General features: G+C 72.4%; 15 protein-coding genes. 4 read left to right on the forward strand and 11 right to left on the reverse strand.

Features of this window, described 5'->3' with window-relative positions:
- The gene (locus tag ACZ7OH_RS42750) at window positions 1-1,269 is read right to left on the reverse strand and encodes a low temperature requirement protein A (protein WP_470286137.1); all 1,269 of its coding nucleotides are present in this window, start codon (window positions 1,267-1,269) and stop codon (window positions 1-3) included.
- Between the two features lie 418 nt (window positions 1,270-1,687).
- On the opposite strand from ACZ7OH_RS42750, the gene ACZ7OH_RS42755 reads away from it, so the two are divergent.
- From ACZ7OH_RS42755 to ACZ7OH_RS42770, 4 genes are read left to right on the forward strand one after another with little or no spacing between them, the layout of a single operon-like run.
- The gene (locus tag ACZ7OH_RS42755) at window positions 1,688-4,261 is read left to right on the forward strand and encodes a sensor histidine kinase (protein WP_470286138.1); all 2,574 of its coding nucleotides are present in this window, start codon (window positions 1,688-1,690) and stop codon (window positions 4,259-4,261) included.
- Window positions 4,258-4,764 carry a roadblock/LC7 domain-containing protein gene (locus ACZ7OH_RS42760; protein ID WP_470286139.1) on the forward strand — a complete coding sequence of 169 codons (507 nt, stop codon included), beginning with the start codon at window positions 4,258-4,260 and terminating at the stop codon, window positions 4,762-4,764. The genes ACZ7OH_RS42755 and ACZ7OH_RS42760 overlap by 4 nt, the downstream gene beginning before the upstream one ends.
- The gene (locus ACZ7OH_RS42765; protein WP_470286140.1) at window positions 4,761-5,153 is read left to right on the forward strand and encodes a DUF742 domain-containing protein; all 393 of its coding nucleotides are present in this window, start codon (window positions 4,761-4,763) and stop codon (window positions 5,151-5,153) included. Before ACZ7OH_RS42760 ends, ACZ7OH_RS42765 begins: the two co-directional genes overlap by 4 nt.
- A gap of 13 nt (window positions 5,154-5,166) precedes the next feature.
- Entirely contained in the window at window positions 5,167-5,922 is a 756-nt protein-coding gene (locus tag ACZ7OH_RS42770) for an MHYT domain-containing protein (RefSeq protein ID WP_470286141.1), read from the forward strand.
- On the opposite strand, the gene ACZ7OH_RS42775 is transcribed toward ACZ7OH_RS42770, so the two are convergent.
- The 10 genes from ACZ7OH_RS42775 to ACZ7OH_RS42820 form a co-directional block, all read right to left on the reverse strand.
- Window positions 5,912-6,298 (reverse strand): ester cyclase, encoded by a 387-nt coding sequence (locus tag ACZ7OH_RS42775; protein ID WP_470286142.1) that lies wholly within the window; start codon window positions 6,296-6,298, stop codon window positions 5,912-5,914. The genes ACZ7OH_RS42770 and ACZ7OH_RS42775 overlap by 11 nt on opposite strands.
- 7 nt (window positions 6,299-6,305) lie before the next feature.
- Window positions 6,306-6,566, reverse strand: coding sequence for a hypothetical protein (locus ACZ7OH_RS42780; RefSeq protein WP_470286143.1), 261 nt, complete (start codon window positions 6,564-6,566; stop codon window positions 6,306-6,308).
- A complete protein-coding gene (locus ACZ7OH_RS42785; protein WP_470286144.1) occupies window positions 6,566-6,733 on the reverse strand; it encodes a hypothetical protein in 168 nt (55 codons plus the stop codon). The genes ACZ7OH_RS42780 and ACZ7OH_RS42785 overlap by 1 nt, the downstream gene beginning before the upstream one ends.
- 59 nt (window positions 6,734-6,792) lie before the next feature.
- Window positions 6,793-9,183 (reverse strand): DUF7617 domain-containing protein, encoded by a 2,391-nt coding sequence (locus ACZ7OH_RS42790; RefSeq protein WP_470286145.1) that lies wholly within the window; start codon window positions 9,181-9,183, stop codon window positions 6,793-6,795.
- A 290-nt stretch (window positions 9,184-9,473) separates the two neighbouring features.
- Entirely contained in the window at window positions 9,474-10,172 is a 699-nt protein-coding gene (locus ACZ7OH_RS42795; RefSeq protein WP_400891905.1) for a GntR family transcriptional regulator, read from the reverse strand.
- Between the two features lie 158 nt (window positions 10,173-10,330).
- Window positions 10,331-11,854 carry a beta-N-acetylhexosaminidase gene (locus tag ACZ7OH_RS42800; RefSeq protein WP_470286146.1) on the reverse strand — a complete coding sequence of 508 codons (1,524 nt, stop codon included), beginning with the start codon at window positions 11,852-11,854 and terminating at the stop codon, window positions 10,331-10,333.
- A complete protein-coding gene (locus ACZ7OH_RS42805) occupies window positions 11,854-12,672 on the reverse strand; it encodes a carbohydrate ABC transporter permease (protein ID WP_470286147.1) in 819 nt (272 codons plus the stop codon). The genes ACZ7OH_RS42800 and ACZ7OH_RS42805 overlap by 1 nt, the downstream gene beginning before the upstream one ends.
- Window positions 12,669-13,610, reverse strand: a complete 942-nt coding sequence (locus tag ACZ7OH_RS42810) for a carbohydrate ABC transporter permease (protein ID WP_470286148.1) — start codon at window positions 13,608-13,610, stop codon at window positions 12,669-12,671. Before ACZ7OH_RS42810 ends, ACZ7OH_RS42805 begins: the two co-directional genes overlap by 4 nt.
- Before the next feature lie 71 nt (window positions 13,611-13,681).
- Window positions 13,682-14,962: an extracellular solute-binding protein gene (locus ACZ7OH_RS42815; protein ID WP_470286149.1), complete on the reverse strand. Its 1,281-nt coding sequence runs from the start codon at window positions 14,960-14,962 to the stop codon at window positions 13,682-13,684.
- A gap of 145 nt (window positions 14,963-15,107) precedes the next feature.
- Window positions 15,108-16,289 carry a carbohydrate-binding protein gene (locus ACZ7OH_RS42820; RefSeq protein WP_470286150.1) on the reverse strand — a complete coding sequence of 394 codons (1,182 nt, stop codon included), beginning with the start codon at window positions 16,287-16,289 and terminating at the stop codon, window positions 15,108-15,110.
- Between the last annotated feature and the right edge of the window lie 54 nt (window positions 16,290-16,343).

Raw genomic sequence — 16,343 nt, forward strand, 5'->3', positions numbered from 1 at the left:
TCAGGGCTGCCGCGGCCGGTCGTGGTCGTTGAGCCGGGCCGTCTCGATGCTGCGCAGGAACGCCACCGGGTCCGAGCCGAACTCCTCGAGCGCGCGGTGGCGGATCCCCGCCGCGATCAGCGTCGAGCCGACCGCCCACACCGCGACCACCACGACCACCGCGGGCGCCGGGAGCACGCGGCCCAGGAAGGCCAAGCACACCGTCGCGGCCAGCACCGCGACCTGGGCTGCGCCGCTGTACCAGCGCTCCGCCGGGCCGGACGAGAACACCCGGGTGCCCGCCAGGTACAGCGCCAGGCCGATGGTCGTGTACCAGCTCGCCGCCTGGGGCGGGGATTCGTGCAGCGACAGGTTCACCCCCGCCGCGATGAGCAGCAGCGCGAACGCCGGGAACAGGTGGCCGCCCGCGTAGAGCGAATACGCGAGCGCCGGGTTACCGCCCGAGAGGTCGAGCATGCGCTCGTAGATCAACGCGGCCGACGTGAAGTACAGCCACCACAGCGCGCCCGCCATCACCAGCCCGGCGACCAGGGACGCCCAGTACGCGAGGTCGTCGGCCGGCCGCTCGAGCGCCGCCGTGCCGACCGTGATCACCAGCTCGCCGAGCAGCAGGATCATGAACAGCCCGAACCGCTCCGCCAGGTGCGCCGAGTCGACCGCCAGGTTCGGGTCGCGCGGCGGCGCCCACATGCTCCGCCACCGCGCCTCTCGCGTGGGCCGTTCCCGCCGCTCGCCGCGACGCCGTTTCGGCCGGTCGCCGAGCAGCAGGAACCCCGCCTCCTGCAGCAGCGCGACCACCCACAGCACCCACGTGTACGGGATGACCGCCGACACGCCGAACAGGACCGCCGAGAGCGTGTAGCCCCAGCTGATCCGCCGCTGGTCCAGACCGTCGCGGGCCGGCCAGCGGTGCGCGGCCGCGAGGATCAGGCGGACGGCGGCCATGGCCGCCGCGAAGATCGCCGGGTGCCCGTCGAAGACGTGGTGCGCCTGCGTGGCGGCGATCCCGCAGGGGATCGTGCCGGCGAGGACGAACAGCCGGTCGGCGACGCGGCTGTCGTCGCCGCGGCGGTTGTACAGCACGGCGAAGCCGATCCACGTCCACCACAGCGTCGCGAACAGGCCGCCCGCGGCGGCCACCCGCGCCCAGTGCGGGTCCGCGACGACGCCGTGCGCCACCTGGCCCACCGCGAACACGAAGACCAGGTCGAAGTACAGCTCGACCCAGCCGACCCGCTTGCCGCCGCCGGTTTCGTCCACATCGGTCACGACGGCGATTCTGCCGGGCCGGTGGCGAGGACCCACGGCCGGGCGCCGGGGGAATTATTAACACACCATTCGAACAATGGGCGGAATTCGTCCCGGCAACTGCTGTGGGTAATTCTGCCGCCAATGCGACCGAGGCGCGCGTTTACCGCTCGGTAGGCCCTGGAGCTGCGCGAATCTGCTTGTACGGTGTGCAAGCAGCGATCGCCGGAACACGATGCGTGAACCGGCGAAGGGAATCGTGGCCAATTCGATCAGCGCGTTCCGAAACGCCGCTGCTCAGGGTTGACAAGGATGCCGGACGTGGGGTTCTCTGCTGGTCGGCTCGATCAACGCCACGTCCGTGATCGGCCCTGGGGCCCTCGTCCTGTCCGAGTTCGACGTCAGCCGTGCGCGCGGCTGGGAATCGAGCGATTCCGCCATGCACGAAAGCAGATCCACGCCCCGCCTGCCGGTGGACGCCGCGTGGTGGCCGGCGCACTGGAGCGTCCGCACCAAGATCAGCGTCGTCCTGCTGCTGCCGGTCCTGGTCGCGGTGGCGCTCGCGGAAGTCCGGATCCAGGGCGAGCTCGACCGCGCGACCGCGCTCAGCGCGGCCCGCGACCGGCTGCCGGTGCTGCACGACACGATCGACCTGACCGGTTCGCTGGGTGAGGAGATGGTCGCCGCGGTGGCGGTCCCGGCGGGCGCGCCGAACACGCTGACCGCGGCCGTCGACGCGAAGGTCGCCGCCGTCCAGCGCGACATCGGCTTCGCGCCGCTGCCCGCCGACACCGGCCGCGCGCTGAACACCGCGCTGGGCAAGCTCGCCGGGATCCGCGCGGCCGGCGCCGGCGGCGGCGACGTCCGTACCAAGGCGGCGGGCTACAACGACATCATCGCCACCCTCGGCGACCTCGTGCCTTCGTTCGTCCCTGCCGACGCCGGCACCGAAACCGCGACCGGCGCGGAAACCACCCGGCTGCTGGTGCACCTGCGCGCCGAGCTGGCCACCGAAGAGACCTTCGCGCGGGCGGCGCAGAACAGCCCCGACGACGCCTCGCTGCGCCCGGCCGTCGTGCAGACCGCCGCCGAGCAGGAGGTGCTCGGCGAGCAGGTCGGACACCAGCTCACCGGCGACCGGCTGAACCGGTTCAAGGCGGCGACGAGCTCCGCCGACGCCCGCCTCGAGACGCTGCAGGACTCCGGCAACGGCGGCACCGCGGCGCTCGCGTCGTTCGCCCCCTCGATCGCCGCCGAGACGACCGGCGTGACGGCCGTGCTGAACGACGTCTCGGCGAAGCTGGCGGGCGACGTCTCGGCCGCGGCCGACCGGGCCCGGTCCGACTCGCTGCGCGACACGGCCCTGGTCCTCGGCGCGCTGCTCGGCGCGCTCGCGATCGCGCTGCTGGTGGTGCGGTCGCTGGTGACGCCGGTGCGGCGGCTGCGCGCGGCCGCCCTGCGCGCGGCGAACGAACAGCTCCCGGAGACCGTCCGGCAGGTCCGGGAGGGCCACGACGTCGACTGGCGCGCGGTGCCCGACTCCGGCGTCAAGACCGAGGAGGAGATCGGGCAGCTGGCCCGGGCGTTCGACGACATGCACCGGCAGGCGGTCCGGCTCGCCGTCGAGCAGGCCGAGCTGCGCAAGCAGGTCAGTGAGATGTTCATGACGCTGTCGCGGCGGAGCCAGTCGCTGGTCGAGCAGCAGCTGTCGATCATCGAAGACCTCGAGGCGGGGGAGCAGAGCCCGAAGCGGCTCGACGAGCTGTTCCGGATCGACCACATCGCGACCCGGCTGCGCCGCAACGGCGAGAACCTGCACGTCCTGGCGGGCGGGCGCCCGGTCCGGCACGGCCGCGAACCCGTGCCGACGCGCGACCTGCTGCGCGCGGCGACGTCGGAGGTCAAGGACTACCGGCGGGTGGCGCTGGGCAACGCGCCGCGCAGCTCGGTGCAGCCCGAGGCGGCCGCGGACGTCGTGCACATCCTCGCGGAGCTGCTGGAGAACGCGACGCGGTATTCGCCGCCGGAGCACAAGGTGGCGCTGACGGCCGACCGCGGTGCCGACGGCGGGCTGCTCATCGAGGTCGTCGACCAGGGGCTGGGCATGACCCCGGCGGAGCTCGCGGCGGTGAACGAGCGCCTCGCGGCGGCCGGGACGGTCGGCCCGGAGACGACCCGCCGGATGGGGCTGTTCGTGGTCGGCCGGCTCGCGGCGCTGCACGGGGTGACGGTCCGGCTGCGCGCGACGGGCACGGGCGCCCGCCACGCGGGTGTGACGGCGAGCGTCCACGTCCCGGGCGCGCTGGTGATCGCGGACCTGGCCCGCCCGATCGGCGCCGGGAGGCTGGTGTCGGCGGGAGCGAACCGCAACGGCCACACCCGGCCCCCGGTGGTCCCGGCGCAGGGGTCGACGCCGATCTTCGAGCAGGTCGTGACGAGCTGGTTCACCGAGCCGGTGGCCAAGCCGGTGGTCTGCCGGAACGGCTCGGCCGGGCCGGGGGAGTGGGCGGCGGTGGGAAAGAGGGAACCGGCGCCGTCGGAGTCCACAGTGGACTGGCCGCCCACCGAGGCAAAGGTAGAGGACGAAGCTCCGGTGGCACAACGGAGTTCCGCCGCCGAAACAACGCCGTCCACTGCGCAGGCCGAGGACTCGGCGATCTCCGCGACGGACTGGCTCACCTCGGTCGAAAAGCCCGTCGCGCGGCCCGAAAAGCCCGTCGTCGGCGAGTGGGACACCCCGGCCGACCGCGCCCGGCAAGCCGCCGAAAGCGCTCTCAAGCCCGCCCCCGCGCAACGGCTCACCGAGGCCGGCCTGCCCACCCGGCGGCCCGGCGCCCAGCTCGCCCCCGGCGCGGCCGCCCCGCGCGTGCGCGAGCCGGACGGCGGGTCGTTCCGCGACGCCGCCGCCGTCCGCACCAGCCTCTCCCGCCATTACCAGGGGATGCGCGCGGCCCGGCGGGAGACCGCGGCCCGCGCCGAAGAATCCGGAAAGGACGAAGTGGATCCGCGATGACGGAACTTCCCGGCGTGCCGCGCCGCACCGGCACCGAACCGTCGGCCCGGTCCCTCAGCGGGACGCTGGCCTTCCCCGGTTCCGCCGCGCCGCCCGAACGGACGGCGACGCTGAACTGGCTGGTCAACGGGTTCGTCCAGGACGTGTCGGGGGTCGCGCACGCCGTGCTGGTCTCCGCCGACGGCCTGCTCGTGGCCGCCGACGAGTCGCTGCCCCGCGAGCGTGCCGACCAGCTGGCGGCCATCGCCGCCGGCCTGTCCAGCTTGTCGCTGGGCACCGCCGAGCTGTTCACCGCCGGGCGGGTGGTGCAGTCGGTGATCGAGATGGAGCAGGGGTTCCTGCTGCTGATGAGCGTCGGCGACGGCTCGAACCTCGTCGTGCTCGCCTCGACCGGCTGCGACATCGGGCTGGTCGGCTACGAGATGACGATGCTGGTCGAGCGGGTGGGGCAGAAGGTCGACGTGCCCGCGCGCGAGATGCCGGTGGCCCAGGACCGCCGGTGATCGACGACCCGCCGCCCGGGCCGCACGGGGAGGAGCCGCGGCGCAGCGCGTCGCTGGCCCGCCCGTACGCCTGGACGGAAGGCCGGACGGCGCCGGCGGTCGAGATCGCTGTCGAAGCGCTGGTCGAGACCACGGCGGCGGGCCGGGCCGAAGCCGGCTACCCCGGGTCGAGCGCGCTGGCGGAGGTCACCGAGCTGTGCCTGCGGCCGCGGTCGCTGATGGAGATCGCCGCACTGCTGTCGCTGCCGCTCGGCGTGGTCCGCGTGCTCGTGTCGGACCTGATGCAGGACAACCTGGTGATCGTTCGCGACACGCTGTCGGACACCTCCACCTGGGACGAGCGCCACGATCTGATGGAACGCGTGCTGCACGGGCTGCGCGACCTGTAGGAAGGACTCTGCGATGGAGCATTTCGCGCTGGGGCACTGGCTGCTGGTGCTCGCGTACCTGACGTCGGTCGTGGGCTGCGCGCTCGGGCTGGCGTGCGCGGTGCAGGCCCGCCACGCGGCGAACCCCCGCCACCGCATGCGGTGGCTCGTGCTGGCGGCGGTCTCGATCGGCGGCGTCGGCATCTGGCTGATGCACTTCGTCGCGATGCTCGGCTTCAGCACGCCGGGGATGCCGGTCCGCTACGACATCTTCCGCACGGTGCTGTCGGCGATCCTGTCGGTCGGGGCGGTGTTCGCGGGCCTGCTGGTGGTGGGCGGCCGCGCGAAGTTCGGCTGGTGGCGCCTCGCGCTCGGCGGCGTGATCACGGGCCTGGCGGTGAACGTCATGCACTACACGGGGATGTCGGCCTTGCGGGTGAAAGGCGACTTCGGCTACGACGGCGCCCTGGTGGCGCTGTCGGTGGTGATCGCGGTGGTGGCCGCGACGGCGGCGCTGTGGTTCGCGGTGTTCCTCGACCGGCTGCCGCTGCGGTTGCTGGCGGGGTTCGTGATGGGCGCGGCGGTGACGGGCATGCACTACACGGGCATGGCGGCGGTCCGGATGCACATGGACATGAACGCTCCGGACCCCGCCGGGGTCGAGGTGTTCTCGTTCCTGTTCCCGGTGTTCGTGCTGGCGGCGATCGCGATGGCGGTGCCGCTGTGCGCGGTGCTGATGGCGCCGGCGGTGTCCCCGAAGGCCGAGGAGCCGCAGCCGGTCACGGTGTGAGCTGCTCGCGGATGGCGTCGGTGTCGAGCAGCGACCAGATCTCGGCGATCTTGCCGTCTTCGTAGCGGTAGAAGACGTGTTCGACGAAGGAGATGCGCTCGCCGGTCGGCGGAATGCCGCGAAAGACCTTGACGGGAGTGCAGTCGAACCGGATGCGGCACGCGACCTGGTCGCCCTGGACGACGAGGCGTTCGATCGCGTAGTGGAGATCGGGGATCTCGGTGGCGTCGCGCTTCAGGAGGTCCTGGAACTCGGCGACGCTCAGGGTGCGGCCGTTGTGGACGACCGGGTCGTGCGCGAACGCGCCGAGGTCGGCGAAGCGCCGCTCGTTCAGGCAGGTGAGGTAGGCGCGGTAGCGCTCTTCGAGGTCCGCCACGGTTCCCTCACGCCTTCCCCGGCCGGCTGTCCGAAGTGGACCGATCGGGCTCCACTCCGAACTTCTCGATCACGAACCGCCAGAACAGCGGCACCGCCTCGGAGCCGGGCCGGAAGATCCCGTCGTCGTGGCCGGTGACCGACCGGTGCTCGATGAACACGCCGCCCGCGCCGACGTAACCGGACGACGGGGACCGGACGACCACGACCGGGACCGGCGGGTGCTCCGGCAGGGGGCGGGCCGCGACCACCAGGTCGTGCATCGACATCAGCCCGCCAGCTGCCGCTCGCCGCCGCACGCGAGCACGCTGGCGGCGATGTCGGCCAGCGGCCGCAGCTCCGCGTGTTTCGCGGCCATGGCGTCGAACCGGGTGGTGATCTCCCGCCAGGGGACCTCGTGGAACCGACCGGGCCACGCCCGCGAGTTCGACCGCATGCCACCAGTGTGGCAAACGGCCCGCGGGGAACCTCCCCGCGGGCCGTCACCTCAACCCCCTACAGGATGCACAGCAGCGAACACGCGGTCGCCGACGACCACGCCGTGTGCGACGGCGGCGTCCCCGGCGGGACGTTCGCCGGCAGGTAGCTCACCTTCGCCTGGTTCGTGATCGGGAACAGGCTCAGCAGCGCGTACGTCGAGCAGTAGACCTGCTTCGACTGACCCGCCGCCAACGTGAAGTCCGCCGTCTGGCAGGACGGCTCCACGCTGTCCACCACGTGCGCGGACGTGATCCCGACCGGGCCGAGGTCGGTGACCGTGATCCGCCAGTACGCCGTCGCGTTCAGCAGGCCCAGGAGCCCGACCCCCGCCTGCTTCGCCCACGGTCCGGTGCCACCCGGGCCGCACTTCGAAGCCGACGACGACGTGCAGATCTCCTTCTCCACCTTGACCTTCGGCGTGCACGACGCGCCCGGCGCGACCGGGAGCGTCACCGTGTTCGACGTGAACGAGCCCGTCGAATCCGTGCCCGACGCCGTGTTCGCCACCGACGACACCGCGCAGTCCGCCGAGATCGTCGTGCGGAAGCACAGCTGCGGCGCGTCGCCCGCGTAGTCCACCACCAGCCGGCCGGCGAACCCGGCCGCGGAGTGCAGGACCAGCGTGGTCGTCACCGTGATCGACGGGTGCGCCGCCACGGAGACGCCGGTGAGGTCGACCGAGCCGTCCGGGGCGAAGCCCGGCGTCGGCACCGTCGCGCCGTCCTGGTCGACCACGGTGACCCGCGACGCCGCGAAGTCGACGTTCGCCGGGTCGACGCCCGTCAGCCGCGCCGCCGTGTACCCCTGGACGTGCGAACCGCCGTCGCAGTAGAAGTCACCCGGCTTCAGCGTCACCTGGCCACCCGAACGGACGCAGGGCGTGGCCCCGGTCGTGGGATCCATCGAGAACAGCACGCCCGCGTCGCCCAGGCCGATCAGGCAGCCGGACGGCGGGTCGTACGAATACCCGTAGTCCCGCGTGGCCCCGCCGTTCACCGACGGGTGCGTGATCGGCCCCGGCAGGCCCGCGCACGCCGTGCCCGTCGTCCAGTCGTGGCAGAGCGCCGCCCCCGCGTAGCCGCCGTTCCAGATCGGCAGGTAGCTGCGCTTGTGGCCGGTGGGATCGGTGACGACCTCCGGCGGGAAGGCGTACACGCCGCCCGGCAGCGCGGCCGGTCCCGGCGGGGCCGCGAGCGCGGAACCGTCGAGGGCGTAGCACGTCGTGACGTCCGTCCCGCCGGTCGTCGTCGCGCACGCGCCCACCGGGGCGCCGCTCGCGTCGAAGGCCGTGTAGTCGTTGTAGTTGTAGTTGCCGGCGGGGCCGGTCGGGCGCGAGGACGCCCAGTTCGCGCACGCCGTGGCCGTCGCCGGGTCGAAGCAGCCCAGCGACGGTTGCTGCCCGGTGCCCGGGCTCGACGTCGACGCGAGCACCTTGCCCGCCACGACCGTCACCGCGCCGTAGACGTACGGCTGGTTGGCCGCCGGCACGATCGGCGCGTACGGCTGGCCGCCGCAGGCACTCTGCGTGGCGATGGTCCAGCACACCACGGCGCCGGAGGTGACGATGCCGTACAGGTTGCCGGCGCTCTCCACGAAGCCGCCGATGCTGCGCACCGGTGGTGATCCGCCCAGCGCGGCCAGCGGCCAGTACCCGCAGTTGGCCGCGGCGGCCAGGTCGAGGCAGCCGACGCCGGTCGAGGACGCGGTGACGGCGGGGTAGTAGACCTTCGCGGGCGCGGCGGGGTCGCGCACGTACTGCTCGACCATGGTGCTGGCGATGTCCCCGGCCCCCAGGGTGCCGAGCGGGCCGGGTGCGGTGTTGAGCACCTTCGGCCACGGGCCGCCCGGGCAGCGCTGCCCGGTGGCGAGGTCGGTGCAGACCACCTTCGGCGAAGCGGCCCCCAGGTGGTGGTAGATGTTCCAGGCCTGCAGCGTGCCGCCCGGCGGGCGGTACAGGATCGGGCTGAAGCCGTCGCCGCCGGTCGCCGTCGTGACCGCCTGCACGGGCGGGGTGAGGGCACCGGACAGCGAGGTCGCGTCGGGCCCGGCGTCCGGGTCGGTCGCCCGCACGGCGGTGACGCCGGACGCGGGTTCGGTGCCGGTGAACGTGGTGCCGTCGGTGGACCACGACGGCGTCCAGCCGGGCGGGGCGTGCAGCGAGCCGGACTGGAACGCCTGGCCCGCGCCGACGGCGTCGGTGATGGTGGCGGCGCCGGACCCGGTCGCCTGGTCGTCGTAGCCGATGACCCAGTTCGCGGTGGCGCCGTGGTCGGCGGGGGATCCGGTGCCCTGCACGGACTTCGTGAGCCCCGAGACGGCGGCGGCTTCGGCGGCCACGGGCAGCGCGACGGCGGAGGCCGCGACGAGCACGAGGGGCAGCGCGGCACCCAGCATGCGTCTTCGCATGAATGGTCCTCGATTCTTTCGCGAGAGTGGGTTCCGGGAATCGTTTTCCCGGCCGAAGGAAAATCCTATGCCGTGCCGAGAGTGCGTTGAAGCGCACTCACCCGGGCGCCAGAAAGGCTATGCCAACAGCGCAGTTCGTTACCGACGCGAAACAATGAACGCCCGCTGTGGCAAGGGGTTTCCGGTGACCGCTCACCCGGATGCCGCCATGACGTCACTCGATCGGGTAACGGCCGGTCGCGAAAACCGGCGTGATTCTCCGGTGGTGATGATCTATTTTCCGGATGCGCTCAGCCGGATTCGGCGTCGAAGCGGAGTTTCGACGTGATGCGGTACCGGTCGCCCCGGTACACCGATCGCGTCAGCTCGACGGCTTGACCCGTCGTGTCGCGGGTGAGCCGCTCGATGTGGAGGATCGGCGCGTACACCGCGATCTCGAGCAGCTCGGCCTGCTCCGGGTTGGTCACCGCCGGCTCGATCGTCTGCACCGCGTCCGACACCACGATCCCGAACCGCTCGCGCAGCAGCCGGTAGAAGTTGCCCGATTCCAGGTCCGCCACGGCGAGCCCGGGGACCAGGGACGCCGGCAGCGCCAGCTGCTCGATCGCGATCGGCTCGTCGTCGACGTACCGGACCCGGGTGACGCGCAGCACCGGCGTGCCCGGTTCGAGTTCCAGGTCGGCGGCCAAGGACCGCGGGGCCGGGGAGACCGCGAACGCGACCACCCGGCTCGTCCAATGCCCCTCGGCGGGCGGGACGGCGAGGCCCGTCGCCAGTTCCTGGGTCACCTTCTGCGGGCTCGTGAACGTCCCGCGCCCGCGCTGGCGCACCAGCAGCCCGGTGCGGGTCAGCTCGTCGATCGCCGCCCGGACGGTCGGGCGGGACACGCCCAGCTCGGCGGCGAGGTCGCGTTCGGACGCCAGCCCGGTGCCGGGACCGGCGTTCTCGATCACCTTGAGCAGGTGCCGCCGGACGCGGTCGCGCTTCACGGTGGGCGGGCGGTCCGCCGGCTCGCCACCTTCGTTTCGGGGGCTCCGGGTGGCGGAGCCCCCGGCCTGGGGCGAAGCCCCGGATGCCTCACCTTCTGTTCGGGGGCTCCGGGTGGCGGAGCCCCCGGCCCGGGGCGAAGCCCCGGGTGATACAGCGGTCAAGGCACCGTCTTCCCGGATAGGGGGACCGCGCCGGCGAACCGGACGCGCTCCTTGGGCAGGGCGTCCAGGGCGCGCAGCCGTTCGAGGTGACCGGCCAGGCGCTCCTGGAATTCAGCATAACGGCGCTCCGGCGGCGACCACGCGCGCTCGGCCAGCGCGCACAGCCGCGGGAACGCCAGGTGGCGGACGTGGTCGGGCGTCGGCGCGTGCTCGGTCCACAGCTGGGCCTGCGTGCCGAGCACGCCGGGCCGGGTCCCGTCGCTGACCGGGAGCCCGCCGTCCAGGGGGTCGAAGCGGTAGACGTCCCGGAGTGTCGTGACGTCCGCGCGCGGCGGTTCGCCCGGTTCCTCGCTCTGCCGGTAGTCGAAGTACGTCGACGTGTGCGGCGCCATGATCACCTGGTGCCCGCGGGCCACGGCGAGGGCGCCGTGCGCGGCGTCGCGCCAGGCCGTGACGACCAGGTCCGGTGGCAGCCGGCCCGCGGCGTGGCCGGTTTCGTCCCAGCAGACGGCTTGCCGGCCGAGGTCCGCCAGGAACCGGTGCAGCTCGCCGAGGAACCACGGGTGCAGCTCGGCGGTGCCGCCCAGCTCGAGCTGGGCCGCTTTGGCGCGCGCGACCGGGCTGGACGCCCACTGCGTCGTCGGGCACTCGTCGCCGCCGATGTGCAGGTGCCGCGCCGGGAAGACGTCCGCGACCTGGGTGAGCACCTCCCGGAAGAAGGCGAACGCGCCGTCGTGGACGCCGAGGATGTCCGGGCTGATGCCCCACGCCGTCCACACCGGCAGCCGCACCTCCGGCCGGTTGCCCAGCTCGGGGTAGGCGGCCAAGGCCGCGCGCACGTGCCCGGGCAGGTCGATCTCCGGCACGATCCGCACGCCGCGGTCGGCCGCGAACGCGACGAGCTCCCGCAGCTCGCGCTGGGTGTAGAAGCCGCCGTGGGGAACGCCGTCGTAGACGTCGCTGCCGGCCGCGCCGACCATCGACTCCGTGCGCCAGGCGCCGACTTCGGTGAGCCGCGGCCATCCGTCGATCTCGATCCGCCAGCCTTGGTCGTCGGTGAGGTGCAGGTGCAGCACGTTGTACTTGTGCAGCGCCAGCAGGTCGACGAACTCGCGCAGGAACTCCGGCGGCATGAAGTGCCGGGCGACGTCGAGCAGCACCCCGCGCCACGGCAGCCGGGGCGCGTCGCGGACGTGCAGGCAGGGCAGCCGCGGTGGCCCGTGCAGCGGCACCAGCTGGCGGAGGGACTGCACGCCGTTGCGCAGCCCGGCTTCGGTCGACGCGGTCAGCAGCGCACCCGTCGGCGTGACGTCGAGTTCGTAACCCTCCAGTCCGTGGTTTCCCTCCCGCACGAGGTCGAGGCGGATCGCCGGTCCACTGTGGATCGTGGGCCGGGGCAGGTAGCCGGCGAGCAGGCGCGCCGGGCGTTCGGCGCCGCGGCCGGCCAGCACGCGCAGCCCGCCGGCGGGCGCGAACGAGCCGGCGCGGCGGGTCAGCCGCGCGGGGTGGGGGATGATCATCAGCCCTTCACCGCGCCCGCGGTCATGCCTTCGACCAGGTGGCGCTGCACGAGCGCGAAGAAGACGACGACGGGCAGCGCGAACAGCGTCGACGCGGCGATCAGGCCGCCGTAGTCGGTGCCCGTGCTCGTGCTGAACGACACCAGCCACACCGGCAGCGTGTAGCCCGAACTGTCCTTCATGATCACGTACGCGAACAGGAAGTCGTTCCACGCCGTGATGAACGCGAACACGCTGGTCGCGATCAGCCCGGGCAGCACCAGCGGCAGCAGGACCGAGCGCATGACCCGCCCGCGCGTCGCGCCGTCGACCATCGCCGCCTCCTCGAGCTCGACCGGGATGCCGTGCAGGAACCCGCGCAGCGTCCAGATCGTGAACGGCAGCACGAGCGCCACGTACGTCAGGACCAGCCCGAACAGCGTGTCGAGCAGGTGCGCGCTCTTGAGGCCGAGGAACAGCGGGATGACCAGCGCGGGCACCGGCACCATCTGCAGCACCAGCACACCGATGAGGAAGCTGCGGCGGCCGAAGAACCGGAAGCGCGTCAACGCCGTCGCGGCCAGGAACGCGACCACAATGGACAGTGCGACCACCGCGACGACGACCACGACGCTGTTGACCAGGTCCTGCACGAACCCGGGCTTGGCGAGCGCGTCGGCGAAGTTGTCCAGGGTGATGTCCACCGGCAGGAACTCCGGCGTCGGCTGGAGGATCTTGCCCGCGGGCTTGAACGCCGTGAGCACCATCCAGTAGACCGGGAAGATCCACACGAGGCAGAAGAGGACGGCTGTGGCGTTGCGGCCGATCCGCCGGATCACAGGTCCTCCCCGGAGCGGACGAGCCGCCGCACGTACACGGCCGTCATCGCGACGAGCAGCGCGACCGACACGACGGCGATCGCCGCGCCCTGCCCGAAGTTGTTGCCGCTGAACGCCCTCGTGAACGTCCAGATGCCGAGCGTCGTCGTGCCGTCGTTCGGGCCGCCCTGGGTCAGGATCCAGATCTGGTTGAACACGGTGAAGTCCCAGATCACCGACAGGATGGTGACCAGGCCGAGGATCGGCTGCAGGAACGGAAAGGTGATGGTGCGGTGCACCCGCCACGGCCGGGCGCCGTCGAGCGCGGCGGCTTCGTAGTACGAACGCGGGATCTGCGACAGGCCCGCGTACAGCGTGAGCGCGACGAACGGCACGGACTGCCAGACGACCAGCAGCCAGACGAGCGTGAACGCCGACGCCGGGGACGTCGTCCAGTCGCGCTGGGTGAGGTCGCCGAAGCCGACCTGGGTGAGCAGCCAGTTGACCACGCCGTAGCCGGGCTGGAAGAGCCACTGCCAGACCAGGGTGGACGCCACGTTCGGCAGCGCCCACGCCGCGATCAGGCAGAGCGTGACGGTCGTGCGCATGCCGCGGCCCAGGCGTTGCAGCAGCAGCGCGACGCCGAACCCGATGACGAGCGTGCCGACCACCAGGGCCGCGCAGAACCCGATGCTGCGCGCGAGGACCGGGAGGAGCTGGTCGTCGCCGAGGACGGCGGCGTAGTTGTCCCAGCCCGCGAAGCTCGTCGTGCCGGTGAACAGCGACCGCAGGCCGTACCGCTGCGTCGAGATGACGACCAGACGCACCAAGGGGTAGCCCAGGACGAGTCCGAGCAGGACGGTCGCGGGCAGCAGCAGGCCGTAGGGCAGCAGCGAACGGCGCCGGCGCGGCGTGGCCGGGCTCGGCGGGGCTTCGGGCGGCGCTTTCACCAGCAGCACGAGGACTCCTTCGCGGAAAAGGGGCGGGGTGGCCCGGTTGGGGACGGCAGTCGGCCGGGCCACCCCGCCGGTCAGCGGGCGTTCAGCGCCTCGGTCAGGTGAGCGTCGAAGTCCTTGGCGGCGTCGGCGATCGGCCGGCGCCCGGTGGCGATGTCCGCGAAGAAGGTGTTGATCGACTTGTCGCTCTCGATGGTCGCCCAGCCGGGCGCGGCCGGGGTCGCGACGCTCGTCTTGGCGGCGGTGGCGAAGGCGGCGTTGAGCGGCGGCAGGGTCGGCGTGATCTGGTCGATCAGCTGGGTGGAGACGGGGGTCCAGCCGTCGATGCCGACGATCGCGTCGCGCTGGACGGCGGGGTCGGTCGCGGCCTTGACGTAGGCGAGGGCGAGGTCGGGGTTGCGGCTCTTGGCGGCGACGGCGAGGTCGGACCCGCCGAGGAACACCGGCTGCGTCTTGCCGGGCGTGGCGCTGGGGAACGGGAAGGTGCCCAGGTGGTCCTTCAGCTCCGGCTTGTTCTTGACGACGGTGTTGACGCTCGTGTCGAGGATCGCGCCGGCGCCGCCGGAGGAGAAGATCGCGGCCTGGTCGGGGGCCTTGGTGTCGACGTTGCGGGAGGCGGGGGAGGAGTAGGCGTTCTGGAAGTCCTTCCAGGCGTGCAGGCCCTTCTGCGCCTCGGGGCTTTCGAGCGCGCCGGCCCACTTGCCGTCCTTCTGCGTGGCGATCCGGCCACCGGCGTCCCAGACGAACTGCAGCGCGCCGAACCAGTACTTGCCGGGGAAGTGGAAGGCGGAGTAGTCCGCGGCGGGGTGCTTGGCCTTGATCTTGTCGAGGTCCTGGGTGAGCTCCGGGAACGTCTTCGGGGGCGCGGTGATCCCGGCGTCGGCCCAGACCCGCTTGTCGTAGATGACCGCGCGGTTGCCGGCGAACAGCGGGGCGCCGTAGAGGTGTCCGTCCACAGTGGCCGGTCCGGCCAGGCCGTCCAGCCAGGTCTGGCCGGCGGCGAGCTCGTCGCGGTGCGGGTTGAGGTCGGCGAGGGCGCCGTTGGCGGCGAAGAGCGGGACGTCGGTGTTGCCGATCTCGATGACGTCGGGGGTGTTGTCCTGCGCGAGGGCGGTGCTGATCTTGGTGTTGATGTTGTCCCACTCCTGGATCTGCACGGTGACCTTCGCGCCGGTGGCCTTCTCGAACGCGGCGCCGATCGCCGCGGTGGCCTTGTCGGACAGGTCGCCGTTCATCAGCCAGACGGTCAGCTGCCCGCCGCCCTGGGCGGACGGGGCGGGGGTGTCGGTACCGCAGGCGGCGGTGGCGGTCACGGCGGCGACGGCCAGGGCGGCGGCGAAAGTGCGTCTGCGCATGGGAGTTCCCGGGGAGTGAGGCGGTGGGGGAGTGGCGGTCGTGAGTGGGAAACGGCGTTCCGACCCTGTTTCCCGCTCACGAGCGGGTGTGCGGGAAGGGGCCGCGGCCCGGGTTGGTCCCTGTGACCCGGGCCGCGGCCGGACTTCAGCAGTGGCCGAGGTCGGCCCACTGGGCGGTGAGCCCGGGTTCGGATCCCTGGGTCCACCAGTTCGCCTGCCAGAGGTGCGCGTTGTGCTTCACCCGCTGGCCGCCGAGGTACACCGTGCCCCAGTCCCACTCCGGCGCCGTCGAGCAGTCGGCCGGCTGCGACGGCGTGGTCGGCGTGGTCGGGGTCGTGGGCGTCGTCGTCGGCGTGGTCGTCGTGGTCGCCGGCGGGGTGGTCGGCGTCGTGCACCCGTTCACGGTGTCCACATGGGACGTCCCGGCCGTCCGGTAGGAACCCGCGCGGGCGACGGCGTCCGAAGGCGACACCACCTGGTTGCCCGCGTAGTACGTCCAGTCGACCTGTTCGGTGTAGACACTGTTGCCGCTCGTGTGCCCGGCCGTGTCGATGAACCACATGTTGTAGTTGATCGACATCGGCGTCCGCGGGGTCACCGGGTCGCCTTGGGCGTCGGTCGTGTGGTCGGCGGTGAGCACGCCGTCGATGTAGTACTTCACGTGCCCGCCCGACACCTGCGTGACGATGTCGTGCCAGCCGGCGAAGCTGCGGTTCTGCGCGGTGGACGTGCGCAGGCCGTCCCACGTCGGGTTGTTCCAGTAGGTGTACCAGCTGGTCTGGTAGTCGGCCGTCGGGCCGCCCCAGCCGCCGTTGGGCAGGTATTCCGAAAAGTCCAGCTCGCTGTAGAGCGGGTCGCGGTCGTACCGCAGCGGCGAGATCGTGAAGTACGTTTCGTTGACGTGGTCGCCGTCCGTGCCGCTGTCCGGCGCGTCGGTGAAGCGGACCCGGCTCGCGTACGTGCCCTCGAAGAACCGCAGCTGGTTCTGGTACATCTCGGAATGCGTGGTGCCGGCCGCGGTCCCGTCGGTGCTCGCGGCGAGCTGGGCGACGCGCTCGCCGTTCACCGTCGGGAAGGTGACGTTGCTGGTGAGCCACCGCGCGCCCGCGACGCCGGGGCTGCCGACGTCGTTGCGCGTGGTCCAGCCGGCGCTGCTGAACGCGGAGTCGGTCGGGGAGGCGTAATGGAAGTCGTCGAACAGCACCCCGCAGTCGGCCGCCGCGGCGGTCTGGCTCGCGGCGGCCCCGCCGGAGAGGATCAGGGCCGTCGCGGCCACGGCTGCCGCGCTCGTCAGTGCTGCTGTGGTGGTCCGGGTTCTGCGGGACATGGGTCTCCTCCTGAGGATGGCCGTCCGCCGGAGCTCGCTGATTGGTCTAGACGA

It is taken from the genome of Amycolatopsis sp. NPDC114478 (genome assembly GCF_055633805.1).

Coding starts and splice junctions, on each gene's coding strand:
- ACZ7OH_RS42755 (WP_470286138.1), top strand. CDS start 1,688: ATGCACGAAAGCAGATCCACGCCCCGCCTGCCGGTGGACGCCGCGTGG.
- ACZ7OH_RS42760 (WP_470286139.1), top strand. CDS start 4,258: ATGACGGAACTTCCCGGCGTGCCGCGCCGCACCGGCACCGAACCGTCG.
- ACZ7OH_RS42770 (WP_470286141.1), top strand. CDS start 5,167: ATGGAGCATTTCGCGCTGGGGCACTGGCTGCTGGTGCTCGCGTACCTG.
- ACZ7OH_RS42780 (WP_470286143.1), bottom strand. CDS start 6,566: ATGTCGATGCACGACCTGGTGGTCGCGGCCCGCCCCCTGCCGGAGCAC.
- ACZ7OH_RS42785 (WP_470286144.1), bottom strand. CDS start 6,733: ATGCGGTCGAACTCGCGGGCGTGGCCCGGTCGGTTCCACGAGGTCCCC.
- ACZ7OH_RS42790 (WP_470286145.1), bottom strand. CDS start 9,183: ATGCGAAGACGCATGCTGGGTGCCGCGCTGCCCCTCGTGCTCGTCGCG.
- ACZ7OH_RS42800 (WP_470286146.1), bottom strand. CDS start 11,854: ATGATCATCCCCCACCCCGCGCGGCTGACCCGCCGCGCCGGCTCGTTC.
- ACZ7OH_RS42815 (WP_470286149.1), bottom strand. CDS start 14,962: ATGCGCAGACGCACTTTCGCCGCCGCCCTGGCCGTCGCCGCCGTGACC.
- ACZ7OH_RS42820 (WP_470286150.1), bottom strand. CDS start 16,289: ATGTCCCGCAGAACCCGGACCACCACAGCAGCACTGACGAGCGCGGCA.